The sequence below is a fragment of the Rubrivivax soli genome (genome assembly GCF_049810355.1).
In the GTDB taxonomy this organism is placed as follows: domain Bacteria; phylum Pseudomonadota; class Gammaproteobacteria; order Burkholderiales; family Burkholderiaceae_C; genus Rubrivivax.
This window is the reverse complement of record NZ_CP187368.1, coordinates 949080-962572: the sequence shown is the minus strand read 5'-3', so window position 1 is coordinate 962572 and position 13493 is coordinate 949080. Positions and strand designations below refer to the sequence as shown.

The 13493-nt window shown below is 73.4% G+C and carries 13 protein-coding genes; 9 read left to right on the top strand and 4 right to left on the bottom strand.

The window, feature by feature from the left end:
• Window positions 1–38 precede the first annotated feature (38 nt).
• Together ACPOLB_RS04185 and ACPOLB_RS04180 are read right to left on the bottom strand one after the other, a co-directional pair.
• The gene (locus ACPOLB_RS04185) at window positions 39–674 is read right to left on the bottom strand and encodes a DUF1109 domain-containing protein (RefSeq protein WP_425260045.1); all 636 of its coding nucleotides are present in this window, start codon (window positions 672–674) and stop codon (window positions 39–41) included.
• Window positions 671–1246 carry a sigma-70 family RNA polymerase sigma factor gene (locus ACPOLB_RS04180; protein WP_425260044.1) on the bottom strand — a complete coding sequence of 192 codons (576 nt, stop codon included), beginning with the start codon at window positions 1244–1246 and terminating at the stop codon, window positions 671–673. The genes ACPOLB_RS04185 and ACPOLB_RS04180 overlap by 4 nt, the downstream gene beginning before the upstream one ends.
• A 170-nt stretch (window positions 1247–1416) precedes the next feature.
• Here ACPOLB_RS04180 and arsS point away from each other — a divergent pair, with 170 nt between their 5' ends.
• From arsS to ACPOLB_RS04140, 8 genes are read left to right on the top strand one after another with little or no spacing between them, the layout of a single operon-like run.
• The gene (gene arsS / locus ACPOLB_RS04175; RefSeq protein ID WP_425260043.1) at window positions 1417–2433 is read left to right on the top strand and encodes an arsenosugar biosynthesis radical SAM (seleno)protein ArsS; all 1017 of its coding nucleotides are present in this window, start codon (window positions 1417–1419) and stop codon (window positions 2431–2433) included.
• Complete coding sequence (locus ACPOLB_RS04170) at window positions 2433–4598, top strand: FAD-dependent oxidoreductase (protein WP_425260042.1); 2166 nt, start codon at window positions 2433–2435, stop codon at window positions 4596–4598. Before arsS ends, ACPOLB_RS04170 begins: the two co-directional genes overlap by 1 nt.
• Window positions 4595–5749, top strand: coding sequence for an FAD-dependent oxidoreductase (locus tag ACPOLB_RS04165; protein WP_425260041.1), 1155 nt, complete (start codon window positions 4595–4597; stop codon window positions 5747–5749). Before ACPOLB_RS04170 ends, ACPOLB_RS04165 begins: the two co-directional genes overlap by 4 nt.
• Entirely contained in the window at window positions 5746–6645 is a 900-nt protein-coding gene (locus tag ACPOLB_RS04160; protein ID WP_425260040.1) for a phosphate/phosphite/phosphonate ABC transporter substrate-binding protein, read from the top strand. The genes ACPOLB_RS04165 and ACPOLB_RS04160 overlap by 4 nt, the downstream gene beginning before the upstream one ends.
• Window positions 6642–7535 (top strand): phosphonate ABC transporter, permease protein PhnE, encoded by an 894-nt coding sequence (gene phnE / locus ACPOLB_RS04155; protein WP_425260039.1) that lies wholly within the window; start codon window positions 6642–6644, stop codon window positions 7533–7535. The genes ACPOLB_RS04160 and phnE overlap by 4 nt, the downstream gene beginning before the upstream one ends.
• Window positions 7532–8386, top strand: coding sequence for an ATP-binding cassette domain-containing protein (locus tag ACPOLB_RS04150; RefSeq protein ID WP_425260038.1), 855 nt, complete (start codon window positions 7532–7534; stop codon window positions 8384–8386). The genes phnE and ACPOLB_RS04150 overlap by 4 nt, the downstream gene beginning before the upstream one ends.
• Complete coding sequence (locus ACPOLB_RS04145) at window positions 8383–9372, top strand: hypothetical protein (RefSeq protein ID WP_425260037.1); 990 nt, start codon at window positions 8383–8385, stop codon at window positions 9370–9372. The genes ACPOLB_RS04150 and ACPOLB_RS04145 overlap by 4 nt, the downstream gene beginning before the upstream one ends.
• 14 nt (window positions 9373–9386) lie before the next feature.
• On the top strand, window positions 9387–10400 hold the full coding sequence (locus ACPOLB_RS04140; protein WP_425260036.1) for an NAD(P)H-binding protein: 1014 nt from the start codon (window positions 9387–9389) through the stop codon (window positions 10398–10400).
• On the opposite strand, the gene ACPOLB_RS04135 is transcribed toward ACPOLB_RS04140, so the two are convergent.
• Together ACPOLB_RS04135 and ompR are read right to left on the bottom strand one after the other, a co-directional pair.
• Window positions 10397–11725 carry an ATP-binding protein gene (locus tag ACPOLB_RS04135; protein WP_425260035.1) on the bottom strand — a complete coding sequence of 443 codons (1329 nt, stop codon included), beginning with the start codon at window positions 11723–11725 and terminating at the stop codon, window positions 10397–10399. The genes ACPOLB_RS04140 and ACPOLB_RS04135 overlap by 4 nt on opposite strands.
• Before the next feature lie 121 nt (window positions 11726–11846).
• Complete coding sequence (gene ompR, locus ACPOLB_RS04130; protein ID WP_425260034.1) at window positions 11847–12581, bottom strand: two-component system response regulator OmpR; 735 nt, start codon at window positions 12579–12581, stop codon at window positions 11847–11849.
• A gap of 187 nt (window positions 12582–12768) precedes the next feature.
• Here ompR and ACPOLB_RS04125 point away from each other — a divergent pair, with 187 nt between their 5' ends.
• Window positions 12769–13473 (top strand): SIMPL domain-containing protein, encoded by a 705-nt coding sequence (locus ACPOLB_RS04125; RefSeq protein ID WP_425260033.1) that lies wholly within the window; start codon window positions 12769–12771, stop codon window positions 13471–13473.
• The last annotated feature ends 20 nt before the right edge of the window (window positions 13474–13493 follow it).

The following is a 13493-nucleotide window of genomic DNA, read 5'->3' as shown; positions in this document are numbered from 1 at the left end:
GGCACGCGGCAGCCCGGCCGGCGGCGGCCGGCGCGTGCCTACCAGCGCAGCAGGCGCGGTCCCGACACGGCACCCAAGGCGGCGGTCAGCAGCATGCCCAGCGTGTACCACGCGGCGACGAAGCTGACGCCCGGCTCGGGGCAGGCGAAGGCATAGCCGAAGGCGCCGGCGGCTCCGGCCGCCAGCCCGCAGGCGGCGCCGGCGGCGCGCGGCGCGGTCGGCGCCAGGCCGCGCACGGCCCACAGCGTGGCCGCCAGCGCCGGCAGCGACAACGCCAGCACGTTCCAGGGGCAGGCCGCCCACGAGGCGCCCAGCAGCAGCGGCATCCGGTCGGCCTGCGGCGCCGACCACCACGCCAGCAGTCCCAGCACCGCCATCGCGGCCAGAACCGCCAGCGTGCAGCGGGCCGCGGCCTGCCAGCGAGGCAGCGGCCGCGCCAGCCGCGCTGCCAGCCAGCCGGCAGCCGCCAGCAGCGCGGCGGCGTACGCCAGCTTCACCCAGGGCACCGGTGTCGCGAACAAGGCCGCCGGCACCGGACCGATCAGCAGCAGCGCCAGCAGCGTGCTGGCCAGCATCCCGACCAGCACCGCCGGCACCAGGCGCCGCGCGGCCACGGCCCGCGGGGCGGGGCCCGCGCCGCGGGCCAGCAGGTCGATCCAGGCGTCGGTGTTCACGGGGTCTCCTTGCCGTCGCCGCGCACCAGCGCTGCCAGGCGCTTCAGGCCGCGGTGCACCTGCACCTTGATGGCCGACTCGCTGGCGCCGGTGCGCCGGGCCGCGTCGGCCACCGACAGGCCTTCCAGCTTCGTCAGCGCGATCGCCTGCCGCTGCGCCTCGGGCAGCGTCGCCAGCAGCCGCGCCAGGTCGCGCCGTGCGCCGCCATCGCCTTCGGGTGCGGCCAGGCCCAGCGCGGCGCCGTCGTCGAGCGGCTCGTGCAGGTCGTCCTGGCGGCCGCGGCGGCGCCACAGGTCGACCAGCTTGTGACGCGCGATCGCCAGCACCCAGGCGCTGACGGGCAGCGCCGGGTCGTAGGTGCCACGCTGCAGGTGCAGTGCGAGCAGGGTGTCTTGCACCAGGTCCTCCACGTCGTCCGGCAGGCCTTGCAGGCGCCGCCGCAGGTAGCCGCGCAGCCGGGTGGCGATGCGGCGCAGTGCTTCGGCGTAGGCTGCCTCGTCGCCCGCCTGGCCCTGCAGCCAGAGCGGCTTCAGGCCCGACTCGAAGTCGTCTTGGCGGGGGTCGAACACCATGTCGTCGGGACGCAGGAAAAGGTTACAGCGGGCGGGCCGCGCATTGTGCGGTGCGTCGCGGCACGGCGCCGCTGTAACGAAACGGGGCTGTGCGACGACTAGGCCAGCAGCCCTGCCGGAACTGCGCAACACTGCCACCGGCATCCACCGTCACGAAGGCCCCCACCGCCATGCACGCCACGCTCGCCCTGCTCGCCGCCACCGACTTCCCGCCGCTGCAGCGCGCCCGGCTCGACACCTTGCAGGTGAACCTGGGCTACAAGTGCAACCAGAGCTGCCTGCACTGCCACGTGGCCGCGAGCCCGCAGCGCACCGAGATGATGGACGCCGACACCGTGGATCTCGTGCTGCAGGTGCTGCAGTCCCGTGCCGTGCGCACGCTGGATCTCACCGGCGGCGCACCCGAGCTCAACCCGCACTTCCGGCGCCTGGTGCGGCAGGCACGCGCATTGGGCGTGCACGTGATCGACCGCTGCAACCTGACCATCCTGTCCGAGCCCGGGCACGAAGACCTCGGCGCCTTCCTGGCCGCGCAGCAGGTGGAGGTGGTGGCGTCGCTGCCGTGTTACTCACCCGCCAACGTCGACCGCCAGCGCGGCGACGGCGTCTTCGATCGCAGCATCGCCGGCCTGCAGGCGCTGAACGCGCTGGGCTACGCACAGCCGGGCAGCGGCCTGGTGCTGAACCTCGTCTACAACCCGCAGGGCCCGTCGCTGCCGCCGCCGCAGGGCCCGCTGGAAGCCGACTACAAGCGCGAACTGCTGCAGCACTTCGGCATCCGCTTCGACCACCTGTACGCGCTGACCAACATGCCGATCCAGCGCTTCGGCAGCACGCTGGTCAGCAAGGGCACGTTCGCCGCCTACATGCAGCTGCTGCGCGGCAGCTACCGGCCCGAGAACCTGGCCACGGTGATGTGCCGCAGCCAGGTCAGCGTCGACTGGCAGGGCGACCTGTACGACTGCGACTTCAACCAGATGCTCGGGCTGCGCGCGCGCCTGCCCGGGCAGCGGACCGGTGCGCCGCACCTGCGCGACCTGCTGCTCACCGACCCGGCGGGCGCGCCGATCGCCATCGCCGACCACTGCTACGGCTGCACCGCCGGGCAGGGCAGCAGCTGCGGCGGCGCGCTCGCCGACACCGCCGGCAGCGCCGCTGCGGCCAGCGCCACCGCCGGGGCCGCCTGATGGCCCGGCCCGGCAAGGCGGCGCTGTGGGCCGGCGCCGCGGCGCTGGCCGTGGCCGTGGTGTGGGCCTGGCAGCACTTCGCGCTCGGCAGCCTGCTGACGCTGGACCAGCTCAAGGCCAGCCGCGACGCGCTGGTCGGCGCCTACCAGGCACGGCCCGCGGCCACCGCCGCGGCCTTCTTCGCGGTGTACGTGGCCGCTGCCGCGCTGTCGGTGCCCGGTGCGGTGGTGCTGACGCTGGCGGCGGGTGCGGTGTTCGGGCTCGGCGCGGGCTTCGTGCTGGTGTCGTTCGCGTCCAGCCTGGGCGCGCTGCTGGCCTTCCTGACCGCGCGCTACCTGCTGCGCGACCTGGTGCAGGCGCGCTTCGGCAAGCGCCTGGCACCCATCAACGAAGGCATGCAGCGCGACGGCACGTTCTACCTGCTGACGCTGCGCCTGGTGCCGGTGTTCCCGTTCTGGCTGGTGAACCTGCTGTCGGGGCTGACGCCCATCGGCGCCGGCCGCTTCTACGCCGTCAGCCAGCTCGGCATGCTGCCGGGCACGCTGGTGTACGTGAACGCGGGCACGCAGCTGGCGGCCATCGGCAGCCTGCGCGACGTGCTCTCGCCGGCGCTGTGGGGCAGCTTCGTGCTGCTGGGGCTGTTTCCGCTGCTGGCCAAGGCCGTCGTGGGCTGGCTGCAGCGGCGCAAGGTCTATGCCCGCTGGGACAGGCCGGCCCGCTTCGACCGCAACCTGGTCGTCATCGGCGCCGGTGCCGGCGGCCTGGTCTCTGCCTACATCGCCGCGGCGGTGAAGGCGAAGGTGACGCTGGTCGAAGGCCACAAGATGGGCGGCGACTGCCTGAACTACGGCTGCGTGCCGAGCAAGGCGCTGATCCGCTCGGCCAAGCTGATGCATGCGCTGCGCCACGCCGCCGACTTCGGCGTGCGCGACGCCGGCGGCCGTCTCGACTTCGCCGCCGTGATGGCGCGCATCCGGCAGGTGGTGCAGACCATCGAACCGCACGACTCGGTGGAGCGCTACACCGAGCTGGGCGTGGAAGTGCTGCAAGGCCACGCGCGCATCACCAGCCCGTGGACGGTGCAGGTGACGCTGGCCGACGGCCGCCAGCAGACGCTGACCACCCGCGGCATCGTGGTGGCCACCGGCGCCAGCCCCTTCGTGCCGCCGATCCCGGGGCTGCAGGAGGCCGGCTTCCTGACCAGCGACACGGTCTGGGACCTGCAGGCGCTGCCGCGGCGGCTGGTGGTGCTGGGCGGCGGGCCCATCGGCTGCGAGCTGGCGCAGAGCTTCGCGCGGCTGGGCGCGCAGGTCACGCAGGTGGAGATGGCGCCGCGCGTGATGGGGCGCGAGGACCCCGAGGTCTCGGACCTGGTGGCGGCCGCGCTGCGGGCCGACGGCGTGACGCTGCTGACCGGCCATGAGGCCGTGCGCGTGCAGCAGGTCGGTGGCGAACGGCAGCTCGTGGCGCGCGCCGAGGGCCGCGAGCACACGATCGCCTTCGACGCGCTGCTGTGCGCCGTGGGCCGCAGCCCGCGTGTCACCGGCTTCGGGCTCGAGGAGCTGGGCATCCCGCTCACGCCGCGCAAGACCATCGCCACCAACGCGTGGCTGCAGACCGTCTACCCCAACATCTACGCGGTGGGCGACGTGGCCGGGCCGTTCCAGTTCACCCACACCGCGGCGCACCAGGCCTGGTACGCGGCGGTGAATGCGCTGTTCGGGCGCTTCCGCCGCTTTGCCGCCGACTACAGCGTGATCCCCTGGGCCACCTTCACCGACCCCGAGGTGGCGCGCGTGGGCCTGTCGGAGACCGAGGCGCAGGCGCAGGGCATCGCGGTGGAGGTCACGCGCTACGGCATCGACGACCTGGACCGCGCCATCGCAGACGGCACTGCGCACGGCTTCGTCAAGGTGCTGACCGTGCCGGGCAAGGACAAGATCCTCGGCGTCACCATCGTCGGCACCCACGCCGGCGACCTGCTGGCCGAGTACGTGCTGGCGATGAAGCACGGCCTCGGCCTGAACAAGATCCTGGGCACCATCCACACCTACCCGACGCTGGCCGAGGCCAACAAGTACGCGGCCGGTGCATGGAAGCGCGCGCACGCGCCGCAGGGCCTGCTGCGCTGGGTGCAGCGCTACCACTCCTGGGAGCGCGGATGAGGCGGCTGGTGCTGGCCGGTGCCGGCCACGCGCACGCCCAGGTGCTGCTGGACTGGCTGCACGCGCCGGTGCCGGGGGTGGAGCTGGTCGTCGTCTCGCCCCAGGCGCTGGCGCCTTACTCGGGCATGGTGCCGGGCTGGCTGGCCGGCACCTACCGCTTCGACGAGATCGTGATCGACTTCGCCGCGCTGTGCGCGGCGGCCGGCGCACGCTGGATGCCGGGCGAACTGCAGGCGCTGGACCCGGCGCGGCGCCGGCTGACGCTGGCCGACGGCACGGTGCTGCCGTACGAGCTGCTGTCGCTGAACGTGGGCTCCACGCTGCGCCCGCCGCCGGTGCCTGCGTCGGCGCAACTCCTGGCTCTTCGCCCGCTGTCGGCGCTGCAGGCCGGCTGGGGTGCGGTGCTGCAGCGCTGGCAGCAGGATGCGTCGCGGCAGCCCTGCACCGTCACCGCGGTGGGTGGCGGCGCCGCCGGTTTCGAGGCGCTGCTGGCGGTGCTGGCGCGGCTGCGTGCGCTGCGTCCGGACCGCCTGGTGCACGGCGTCCTGGTCACACGCAGCGCGGCGCTGCTGCCGGGCATGGCTCCCGTGGCCGTGCGCCATGCCTTGCAGGCACTGGCGCGCGCCGGTGTCACGCTGCAGCTGGGCACGGCCTGGAGCGACACCGTCGCGCGCAGCAGCGACCTGGTGCTGTGGGCCACCGGGGCCGAGGCGCAGGACTGGCAGGCCGACCCGGCGCGTCGCGGCACGCTGGCCGTGGACGCGCAGGGCTTCGTGCGCATCGACGCGCAGCTGCGCTCGGTGTCGCACCCGCAGGTGTTCGCGGTCGGCGACTGCGCCGCCTGGTCCACGCCGCTGCCCAAGGCCGGCGTGCACGCGGTGCGCATGGGGCCGGTGCTGTCGCGCAACCTGCGTGCTGCGCTCGCGCCCGGTGCATCGGCGCAGGGCACCGTGCACCAGCCGCAACGGCGCTTCCTGACGCTGCTGTTCACGGCCGACGGCCGTGCCATCGGCGCCCGCGGCGCGCTGGCCGTGGAAGGCCGCTGGGTCTGGCGCTGGAAGGACCACATCGACCGCGGCTTCATCCGCCGGTTCACGCTGCCCGCCGGCCGGCCGGGCACTCCGCATCCCTCGACAGGAGATCCCGCATGAGCACCCCCGTCACCCGCCGCACCGCGACCCGGGCCGCGCTGCTGGCCGCCGCTGCGCTGGCCGTGCCGGCCGCGCGCGGCCAGGGCACGCCGCTGCGTTTCGGCGTCGGCCTGTTCCAGCCCGACAAGGACCGCAACGACGCCACGTACCGTCCGCTGGCGCAGCACCTGGCAGCCCGGCTGGGCCGGCCGGTGCAGCTGCGCACCGTGGACAGCTGGGAAGGCCTGGCCAAGTCGCTGGCCAACGGCGAGACCGACATCGCGCTGATGGGCCCCTGGGGCTACGTGCTGGCCAACCACTTCGCCGGGGCGCAGGTGGTGTCCACCATCCTGTACGACGGCAAGCCCGAGTACTTCGCGATGATCGTCACGCACCCCGGCTCGGGCCTGCAGACCGTGCAGGACCTGCTGGGTGCCAAGGGCCGCGGCCGCAGCTTCGCCTTCGGCGACAAGGGCTCGACCTCGGGCTACCTGATCCCGCTGCACTTCTTCCAGCAGCAGGGCATCGACCCCGAGAAGCACTTCGCCCGCGTGCTGTACACCAAGCACCAGGCGATCCAGACCCAGGTCACGGCCGGGCAACTGGACGCCGGGGCCGACTACAACCGCAACCGCAACGCGATGATCGAGCAAGGCCTGATCCAGGCCGAGCGCTCGAAGGTCATCTGGCAGTCGGCACCGCTGCCCAACGACGCGGTGGCGGTGCGCGAGGCGCTGTTCCAGGACAAGGCCTTCGTGCAGCGGCTGCAGGCGGCGCTGGCCGAGGTGGGGCCGCTGCTGAAGACGCAGCCGCAGCTGCTGCCGGCGCACTACACCGGCTTCGTCGCCAGCGACAACGGCTTCTACAAGCCGATCCGCGACGCCGGCCTGGCCACCGGCAAGCTGGCCCCGAAGTGAACGTGGCGGTGCGGGTGCTGCCCGGGCTGCCGGCGTTGCGCGGGCGCCTGGGTTTCCTGCTGCTGGCGCTGCTGTACGCAGCGCTGGTGGCGGCCTGCGGCGTGTCGCTGCTGGCTGCGGGCGACGTCAGCATCGGCCGCAACCCCTGGGAGAACCTGCTGAAGACGCTGGGCGAGTTCGCGCGGCCGAGTGTCCTGGACATCTGGTTCGGCCCCGAACGCCTGGAGTACCGCAGCGACGACGGCACGCTGCTGCGCGTGGAGGACCGGCGCGCGGTCGAGGCCGACTTCGCGGCCGCGCTCGGCCGCGCCACCTGGGTCACGTTCCAGATCGCCACGCTGGGCTCGCTGCTGGCCGCGGTGCTGGCGCTGCCGCTGGGGCTGCTGGCGGCGCGCAACCTGCACGCGCCGCGGCTGCTGGCCTGGGCCGCCAAGGGGGTGCTGGACACCGCGCGCGCCGTGCACACGCTGGTGTTCGGGCTGGTGCTGGTGGGCATCGTCGGCCTCGGGCCGACGGCCGGCATCCTGGCGATCGCGCTGCACTCGATGGGCACCTACGGCAAGCTGTACGCCGAGAGCATCGAGAGCCTGGACATGGCGGCCGTGGACGCCGTGCGCGCCACCGGCGCCACGCCGCTGCAGGTGTTCTTCCTGGGCGTGTGGCCGGCGGTGCTGCCGCAGTTCGTCGGCAACCACCTGTACGTGTGGGAGTTCAACATCCGCGACTCCACGATCCTCGGGCTCATCGGTGCCGGCGGGCTGGGGCTGCTGATCTCCGAAGCGGTGAGCCTGTTCCAGTGGAGCCGGCTGGCGAGCATCCTGCTGGTCGTGATCGCGCTGGTGGTGCTGTTCGACCTGCTGTCGCGGCGCATCCGGCAGGCCTTGCTGTGAGCGTGCCGGTCGTCGCCATCCGCGATCTGATCGTGGCCACCGGCACGCGCACGCTGCTGCAGGTGCCGCAGCTGCAGGTGGCGGCCGGCGAGCGCGTGGCGCTGGTCGGCGCCAACGGGGCCGGCAAGAGCACGCTGCTGCGCGTGCTGGCCGGCAGCGTGGTGCCCGCGGCCGGTCGCGTGCAGGTCCTGGGTCGCGCCATCGGCCCGGCGCAGCGTGGCGCGATGACGCGTGCGCAGTGGCGCGCGCTGCGTGCGCAGACCGGCCAGGTGCTGCAAGGCCTGCACCCGGTGCCGCGGCTGAGCGCCCGCGACAACGTGCTCATCGGCGCGCTGGCCCGGGCCGACGCGCTGCCGGCCTGGCGCAGCTGGCTGCGGCTGTTCCCGCCCGCGCTGCGCGCCGAGGCCGATGCCGCGCTGGCGGCGCTGGGCCTGCAGGCGCAGGCCGGCACGCGGGCCGACCGGCTGTCGGGCGGCGAACGCCAGAAGCTGCTGCTGGCGCGGCTGCAACTTCAGCGTGCGCCGCTGGTGCTGGCCGACGAACCCACGGCGGCGCTGGACCCGGCCGCCACGCAACTGGCCTGCCGCGCGCTGCTGCAGGCGGCGGCCGGCGGCACGCTGGTGTCGGTGCTGCACCAGCAGGCGCTGCTGCCGGTGCTGGCCGATCGCGTGCTGGGCCTGGCGCACGGCCGCATCGTCTGGGACCTGCCGGTGCGCGCCGTGGACGCCGCGCTGCTCGACGACTTGTACGCCTTGCCCGCCGCTCCGGTCGCCGATCCGCCCGCAGCGGCACCCGCATCCCGCCGCGCCGCGGCCCGCACCCCCGCGGCGCAGGCCGCCGCCACACGATGACCGACCCCGCTGTCTCCACCCCGGGCCGCAGCTGCCCGCTGCACTACCGCTACCGGCCCGCGCAGCTGGCCGGCCCGCCGTCGCCGGGGCTGGGCGGGCTGGAGGTGCTGTACGTGGTGGGCGGCCTGTACGGCAACGAACTGGCGCTGCAGCAGGTGCTGGCGCTGTTCGACCGCGAACAGGGGCGCAAGCGGCTGGTCTTCAACGGCGACTTCCACTGGTTCGATGCCGACCCGGCCGCCTTCGCCCGCGTGCAGCAGGCCGTGCTGCAGCACACCGCGCTGCGCGGCAACGTCGAGACCGAACTCGCCGCCGAGCCCGCCGGTGGCGACGACGACGCCGGCTGCGGCTGCGCCTATCCCGACTGGGTGGGCGACGGCGTGGTCGAGCGGTCCAACCGCATCCTGCGCCGGCTGCGGCAGGCCACCACGCCGGCGCAGCGTGCCGCGCTTGGTGCGCTGCCGATGTGGCTGCGCGCCGAGGTGGGCGGGCTGCACGTGGGCATCGTGCATGGCGACGCCACGTCGCTGGCCGGCTGGGGCTTCGCGCAGGAACACCTGCACGACGCCGGCCACCGCGCCACCGTGCGCACCTGGTTCGACCAGGCCGGCGTGGACGCCTTCGCGTGCAGCCACACCTGCCTGCCGGTGTTCCAGGCCCTGCAGCGCGCCCCCGCGGCGCCGGCCTGGGTGCTGAACAACGGCGCGACCGGCATGCCGAACTTCGCCGGCGACCGTGCCGGGTTGCTGACGCGCCTGGCCGTGCGGCCCGCCGACAGCGGCCTGCGCCGCTTCGGGGTGCAGGCCGCCGGACGGCACGGCGCCGTGCACCTGGACGCGATCGCGGTGGAGATCGACGGCTCCGAGCAGCAGCGCCGCTTCCTGGCGCTGTGGCCCGCGGGCAGCGACGCGCACCAGTCGTACTTCGCACGCATCGCGGCCGGGCCCGACTACACGCCGCAGCAGGCGGTGCGCGGGCCGGCCTGACTAAGATGGCGGCGATGCAGCCCGCCACCGCCGCCCAGCCGCCCGCCTCCCGACCCGTGCCCGCCCGCCGGCGCGTGCTGGTGCTGGGCGCCACCGGCACCATCGGCCGCGCCACGGTGCGCGCGCTGCTGCGCCGGGGCCACGAGGTGGTGTGCTTCGTGCGGCCCGGGGCGGGGGACCGCGCCGCGCTGTTCCCCGGGGCCACGCTGCGCACGGGCGACGTCACCGATGCCGGCTCGCTGGCGCGCGACGGCTTCTGCGGCGAGCACGTCGACGTGCTGGTCTCGTGCCTGGCCTCGCGCACCGGTGCGCCGGCGGACGCCTGGGCCATCGACCACCGCGCGCACCTGCTGGCGCTGCAGGCCGCGCAGGCGGCCGGCGTGCGGCACGTGGTGCTGCTGTCGGCCATCTGCGTGCAGAAGCCGCTGCTGGCCTTCCAGCACGCCAAGCTGGCGTTCGAGCAGGCGCTGATCGCCTCGGGCCTGACCTACTCGATCGTGCGGCCCACCGCCTTCTTCAAGTCGCTGTCGGGCCAGGTCGAGCGCGTGCGGCGCGGCAAGCCCTTCCTCGTGTTCGGCGACGGCACGCTGACGGCCTGCAAGCCGATCAGCGACGACGACCTGGGCGACTACATCGCCGGCTGCATCGACGACCCTGCGCGGCACGACCGCGTGCTGCCCATCGGCGGCCCGGGCCCGGCGATGACGCCGCGCGAGCAGGGCACGCAGCTGTTTGCGTTGCTGGGCCGGCCGCCGCGCTTCAAGCAGGTGCCGGTGGCGCTGCTGGACACCATCATCGCGGTGCTCGGCCTGCTGGGCCGGGTGCTGCCGGCCGCCGCAGCCAAGGCCGAGCTGGCGCGCATCGGCCGCTACTACGCCACCGAGTCGATGCTGGTGCTGGACCCGGCCACCGGCTGCTACGACGCCGACGCCACGCCGTCCACCGGCACCCACACCCTGCAGGACTACCACGCTGCGCTGCTGCGCGGCACCGCCACGCTGGAGCGCGGCGAGCACGCGGTGTTCTAAGGCGCGCGCTTGAGCCGGATGTGCGCCATCAGCCCGCCTTCGGGCGCGTTGGCCAGCTCCAGGCTGCCGCCCATGCGCTGCATCGCCTTCTCGACGATGGCCAGGCCCAGGCCGGCGCCGGTGGCGGCGGTGCGCGCGGCGTCGCCGCGGAAGAAGGGCGTGGTCAGCTGCGACAGCTTCTCGGGCGGCACGCCGGGGCCCTGGTCGCGCACGGTGATGATGACCCACGGCCCGGCGCGCACGTAGCTCACCGACACCTCGGCCAGGCCGGTGTAGGTGCCGCGGCCATAGCGGCGCGCGTTCTCGAACAGGTTGCTGAAGACGCGGCCGAGCTCGGTGTCGTCGGCCATCACCTTCAGGTCGATCGCCACGCGGCTGGTGATGCGGATCTGCGTCGGGTCGCGGAAGCCCGAGGCCTCGCGGTCGATCAGCTGCGACACGTGCACCGGGCGCAGCTGCGTCTCGCCGGGGCGCGCGTAGTCCATGAACTTGTCGATGATGGCGTCGAGCTGGTCGATGTCCATCGCCATGTTGCGCTTGGCCTCTTCGTCGTAGACGCTCATCTCGGTCTCGAGCCGCAGGCGCGCCAGCGGCGTGCGCAGGTCGTGGCTGATGCCGGCCAGCATCACCGCGCGGTCTTCCTCCACCCGCGCCAGCTCGCGCGCCATGCGGTTGAAGCCCATGTTGACCTCGCGGATCTCGCTGGTGAGCGTGTTCTCGTCGAGCCGCGAGTCGAGGTCGCCTTCGCGGATGCGGCTGGCGGCGAAGCTCAGCTGCTTCAGCGGCCGGTTGATCAGCCGCGCGATCGCCACCGAGCCCAGCAGCGTGGCCAGCACCGCGATGCCGATCCACACGAACCAGGTGCCGCTGGTCAGCGGGCTGGTGTGCGTGGCCTCGGCCTGCAGCCAGTAGGTGTCGTTCTCGATCGAGAAGCCCACCCACAGGCCGGGCTGCCCGTTGACGCTGGCGGCGACCACGGCGTCGGGGCCGAGCGCGGCGCGCAGCTCGCGGCTGACGCGGCGCGTGAAGCGGTCGACCTCGAAGGGCTCGGCGCGGTCACCCGGCTCGCGCGGCGTGACGCGGATGACCTCCTGCGCGCCCATCGTCTTCACCAGCGCGACGCGGTTGATGCCGTCGGCCTGCTTCAGCGACGCACGCGAGAGGTTCACCAGGCCCGCGATCTGCGCCGCCTGTTGCACCGCGCGCGGCTCGAACTCGAGCGCACGCAGCGTCTGCACCCAGGCAAAGATGCCGCCCGCCAGCAGGATGGCCAGCAGGCAGAAGGTGCGCCAGAAGAGGCTGAGAGCGAGGGTCTTGCGCGACATTTACGGCCCCCCCCCGAAGCGGCTGCGCCGCTCCCCCCCAGGGGGGCGCCGCCGGCGGCCTGGCGGAGCCAGCTCCGCGGCGGCCGCCGGGTGGCACCGAACGTTCCAGGCGGACGGCACGTCAGCTGGCGCCGTCCGGCACGAAGACGTAGCCCACGCCCCACACGGTCTGGATGTAGCGCGGCTGCGCCGGGTCGGGCTCCAGCATCTTGCGCAGGCGGCTGATCTGCACGTCGAGGCTGCGGTCGAAGGGCTCGAACTCGCGGCCGCGGGCGAGCTGCGCCAGCTTGTCGCGGCTCAGCGGCTGGCGCGGGTGGCGCACCAGGGCCTTCAGCATGCTGAATTCGCCGGTGGTCAGCGCGATCTGCTCGCCGTTCTTCGACAGGCGGCGCAGCGAGAGGTCGAACTCGAACGGTCCGAAGGTCACGACCTGCGGTTCCTTGCTCGGCGCACCCGGGGCCTCGGGCGACGGACGGCGGCGCAGCACCGCGTGGATGCGTGCCAGCAGCTCGCGCGGGTTGAAGGGCTTGGGCAGGTAGTCGTCGGCGCCGACTTCCAGGCCGACGATGCGGTCCACGTCTTCCACCTTGGCGGTGAGCATGATGATGGGCGTGACGTCGTTGGCCGCGCGCAGGCGGCGGCAGATCGACAGGCCGTCTTCGCCCGGCAGCATCAGGTCGAGCACGATGAGATCGACCGTGTCGCGCGTGAGCACGCGGTTCAGCGCCTTGGCGTCCTCGGCGAGCAGCACCTCGAAGCCTTCCTGCGACAGGTAGCGGCGCAGCAGGTCGCGGATGCGCGCGTCGTCGTCGACGACGACGATGCGGTCGGCACGTGCGTTGGCAGGCGTGTTCATGGTGGGCTCCCTATTTGTAACAGCCGCATTGTGGGGTCCGTTTCGGCCGCTTTCCGCCGACCCCACAGGCAGCCTGACCATCTGTTACAAGTCTTTCGGCGCTCAGGGTGCTGTTCCCGGTCAACGTGTGTGCGTTGTCACGCGCTGCAGGTGAGCATCCGTGTTTTTGCCCAAAAAGGACATCCCCATGCGACTTTTCGTGCCCGCCCTCCTGACCGCCTGGATGGCGCTGGCCGCCCCGGCGCAGGCCCAGAGCCTGCCGCCGCCGCAGAACGTGGTCAGCCTGACCGCCAGTGCCACCGTGGAGGTGACGAAGGACCTGCTGCAGCTGACGTTCTCCACCAGCCGCGAGGGCACCGATGCCAACGTGGTGCAGAACCAGCTGAAGCAGGCGGTCGACGCGGCACTGGCCGAGCTGCGCAAGGCGGCCCGGCCCGGGCAGATCGAGGTGCAGACCGGCAACTTCGCGCTCTACCCGCGCTATGCGGCCAAGGGCGGCATCAACGGCTGGCAAGGCAGTGCCGAGGTGCTGGTGGAAGGCCGCGACATCGCCGGCATCGCCCAGCTCACCGGCCGCGTGCAGACGATGACCATCGCCCGCGTGCAGTTCGCGCTGTCGCGCGAGGCGCGCGAGAAGGTCGACGCCGACGTCACCGCGCAGGCCATCGAACGCTTCCGCGCCAAGGCCGAGGCCGTCAGCCGCAACTTCGGCTTCGGCGGCTACAGCATCCGCGAGGTCTCGGTGCAGAGCAACGAGCCCCCGGGCGCGCAGCCGATGTACCGCATGCAGGCCAGCCGCGCCGCGTCGGCCGACGAGGCGCTGCCAGTGGAGGCCGGCAAGGCCAACGTCACCGCGTCCGTGAGCGGCAGCGTCCAGATGTCCGCCAAGTAGCGCCAACCAAGCAGGCGCCG

Coding starts and splice junctions, on each gene's coding strand:
- ACPOLB_RS04180 (WP_425260044.1), bottom strand. CDS start 1,246: ATGGTGTTCGACCCCCGCCAAGACGACTTCGAGTCGGGCCTGAAGCCG.
- arsS (WP_425260043.1), top strand. CDS start 1,417: ATGCACGCCACGCTCGCCCTGCTCGCCGCCACCGACTTCCCGCCGCTG.
- ACPOLB_RS04170 (WP_425260042.1), top strand. CDS start 2,433: ATGGCCCGGCCCGGCAAGGCGGCGCTGTGGGCCGGCGCCGCGGCGCTG.
- ACPOLB_RS04165 (WP_425260041.1), top strand. CDS start 4,595: ATGAGGCGGCTGGTGCTGGCCGGTGCCGGCCACGCGCACGCCCAGGTG.
- ACPOLB_RS04160 (WP_425260040.1), top strand. CDS start 5,746: ATGAGCACCCCCGTCACCCGCCGCACCGCGACCCGGGCCGCGCTGCTG.
- ACPOLB_RS04145 (WP_425260037.1), top strand. CDS start 8,383: ATGACCGACCCCGCTGTCTCCACCCCGGGCCGCAGCTGCCCGCTGCAC.
- ACPOLB_RS04140 (WP_425260036.1), top strand. CDS start 9,387: ATGCAGCCCGCCACCGCCGCCCAGCCGCCCGCCTCCCGACCCGTGCCC.
- ACPOLB_RS04135 (WP_425260035.1), bottom strand. CDS start 11,725: ATGTCGCGCAAGACCCTCGCTCTCAGCCTCTTCTGGCGCACCTTCTGC.
- ompR (WP_425260034.1), bottom strand. CDS start 12,581: ATGAACACGCCTGCCAACGCACGTGCCGACCGCATCGTCGTCGTCGAC.
- ACPOLB_RS04125 (WP_425260033.1), top strand. CDS start 12,769: ATGCGACTTTTCGTGCCCGCCCTCCTGACCGCCTGGATGGCGCTGGCC.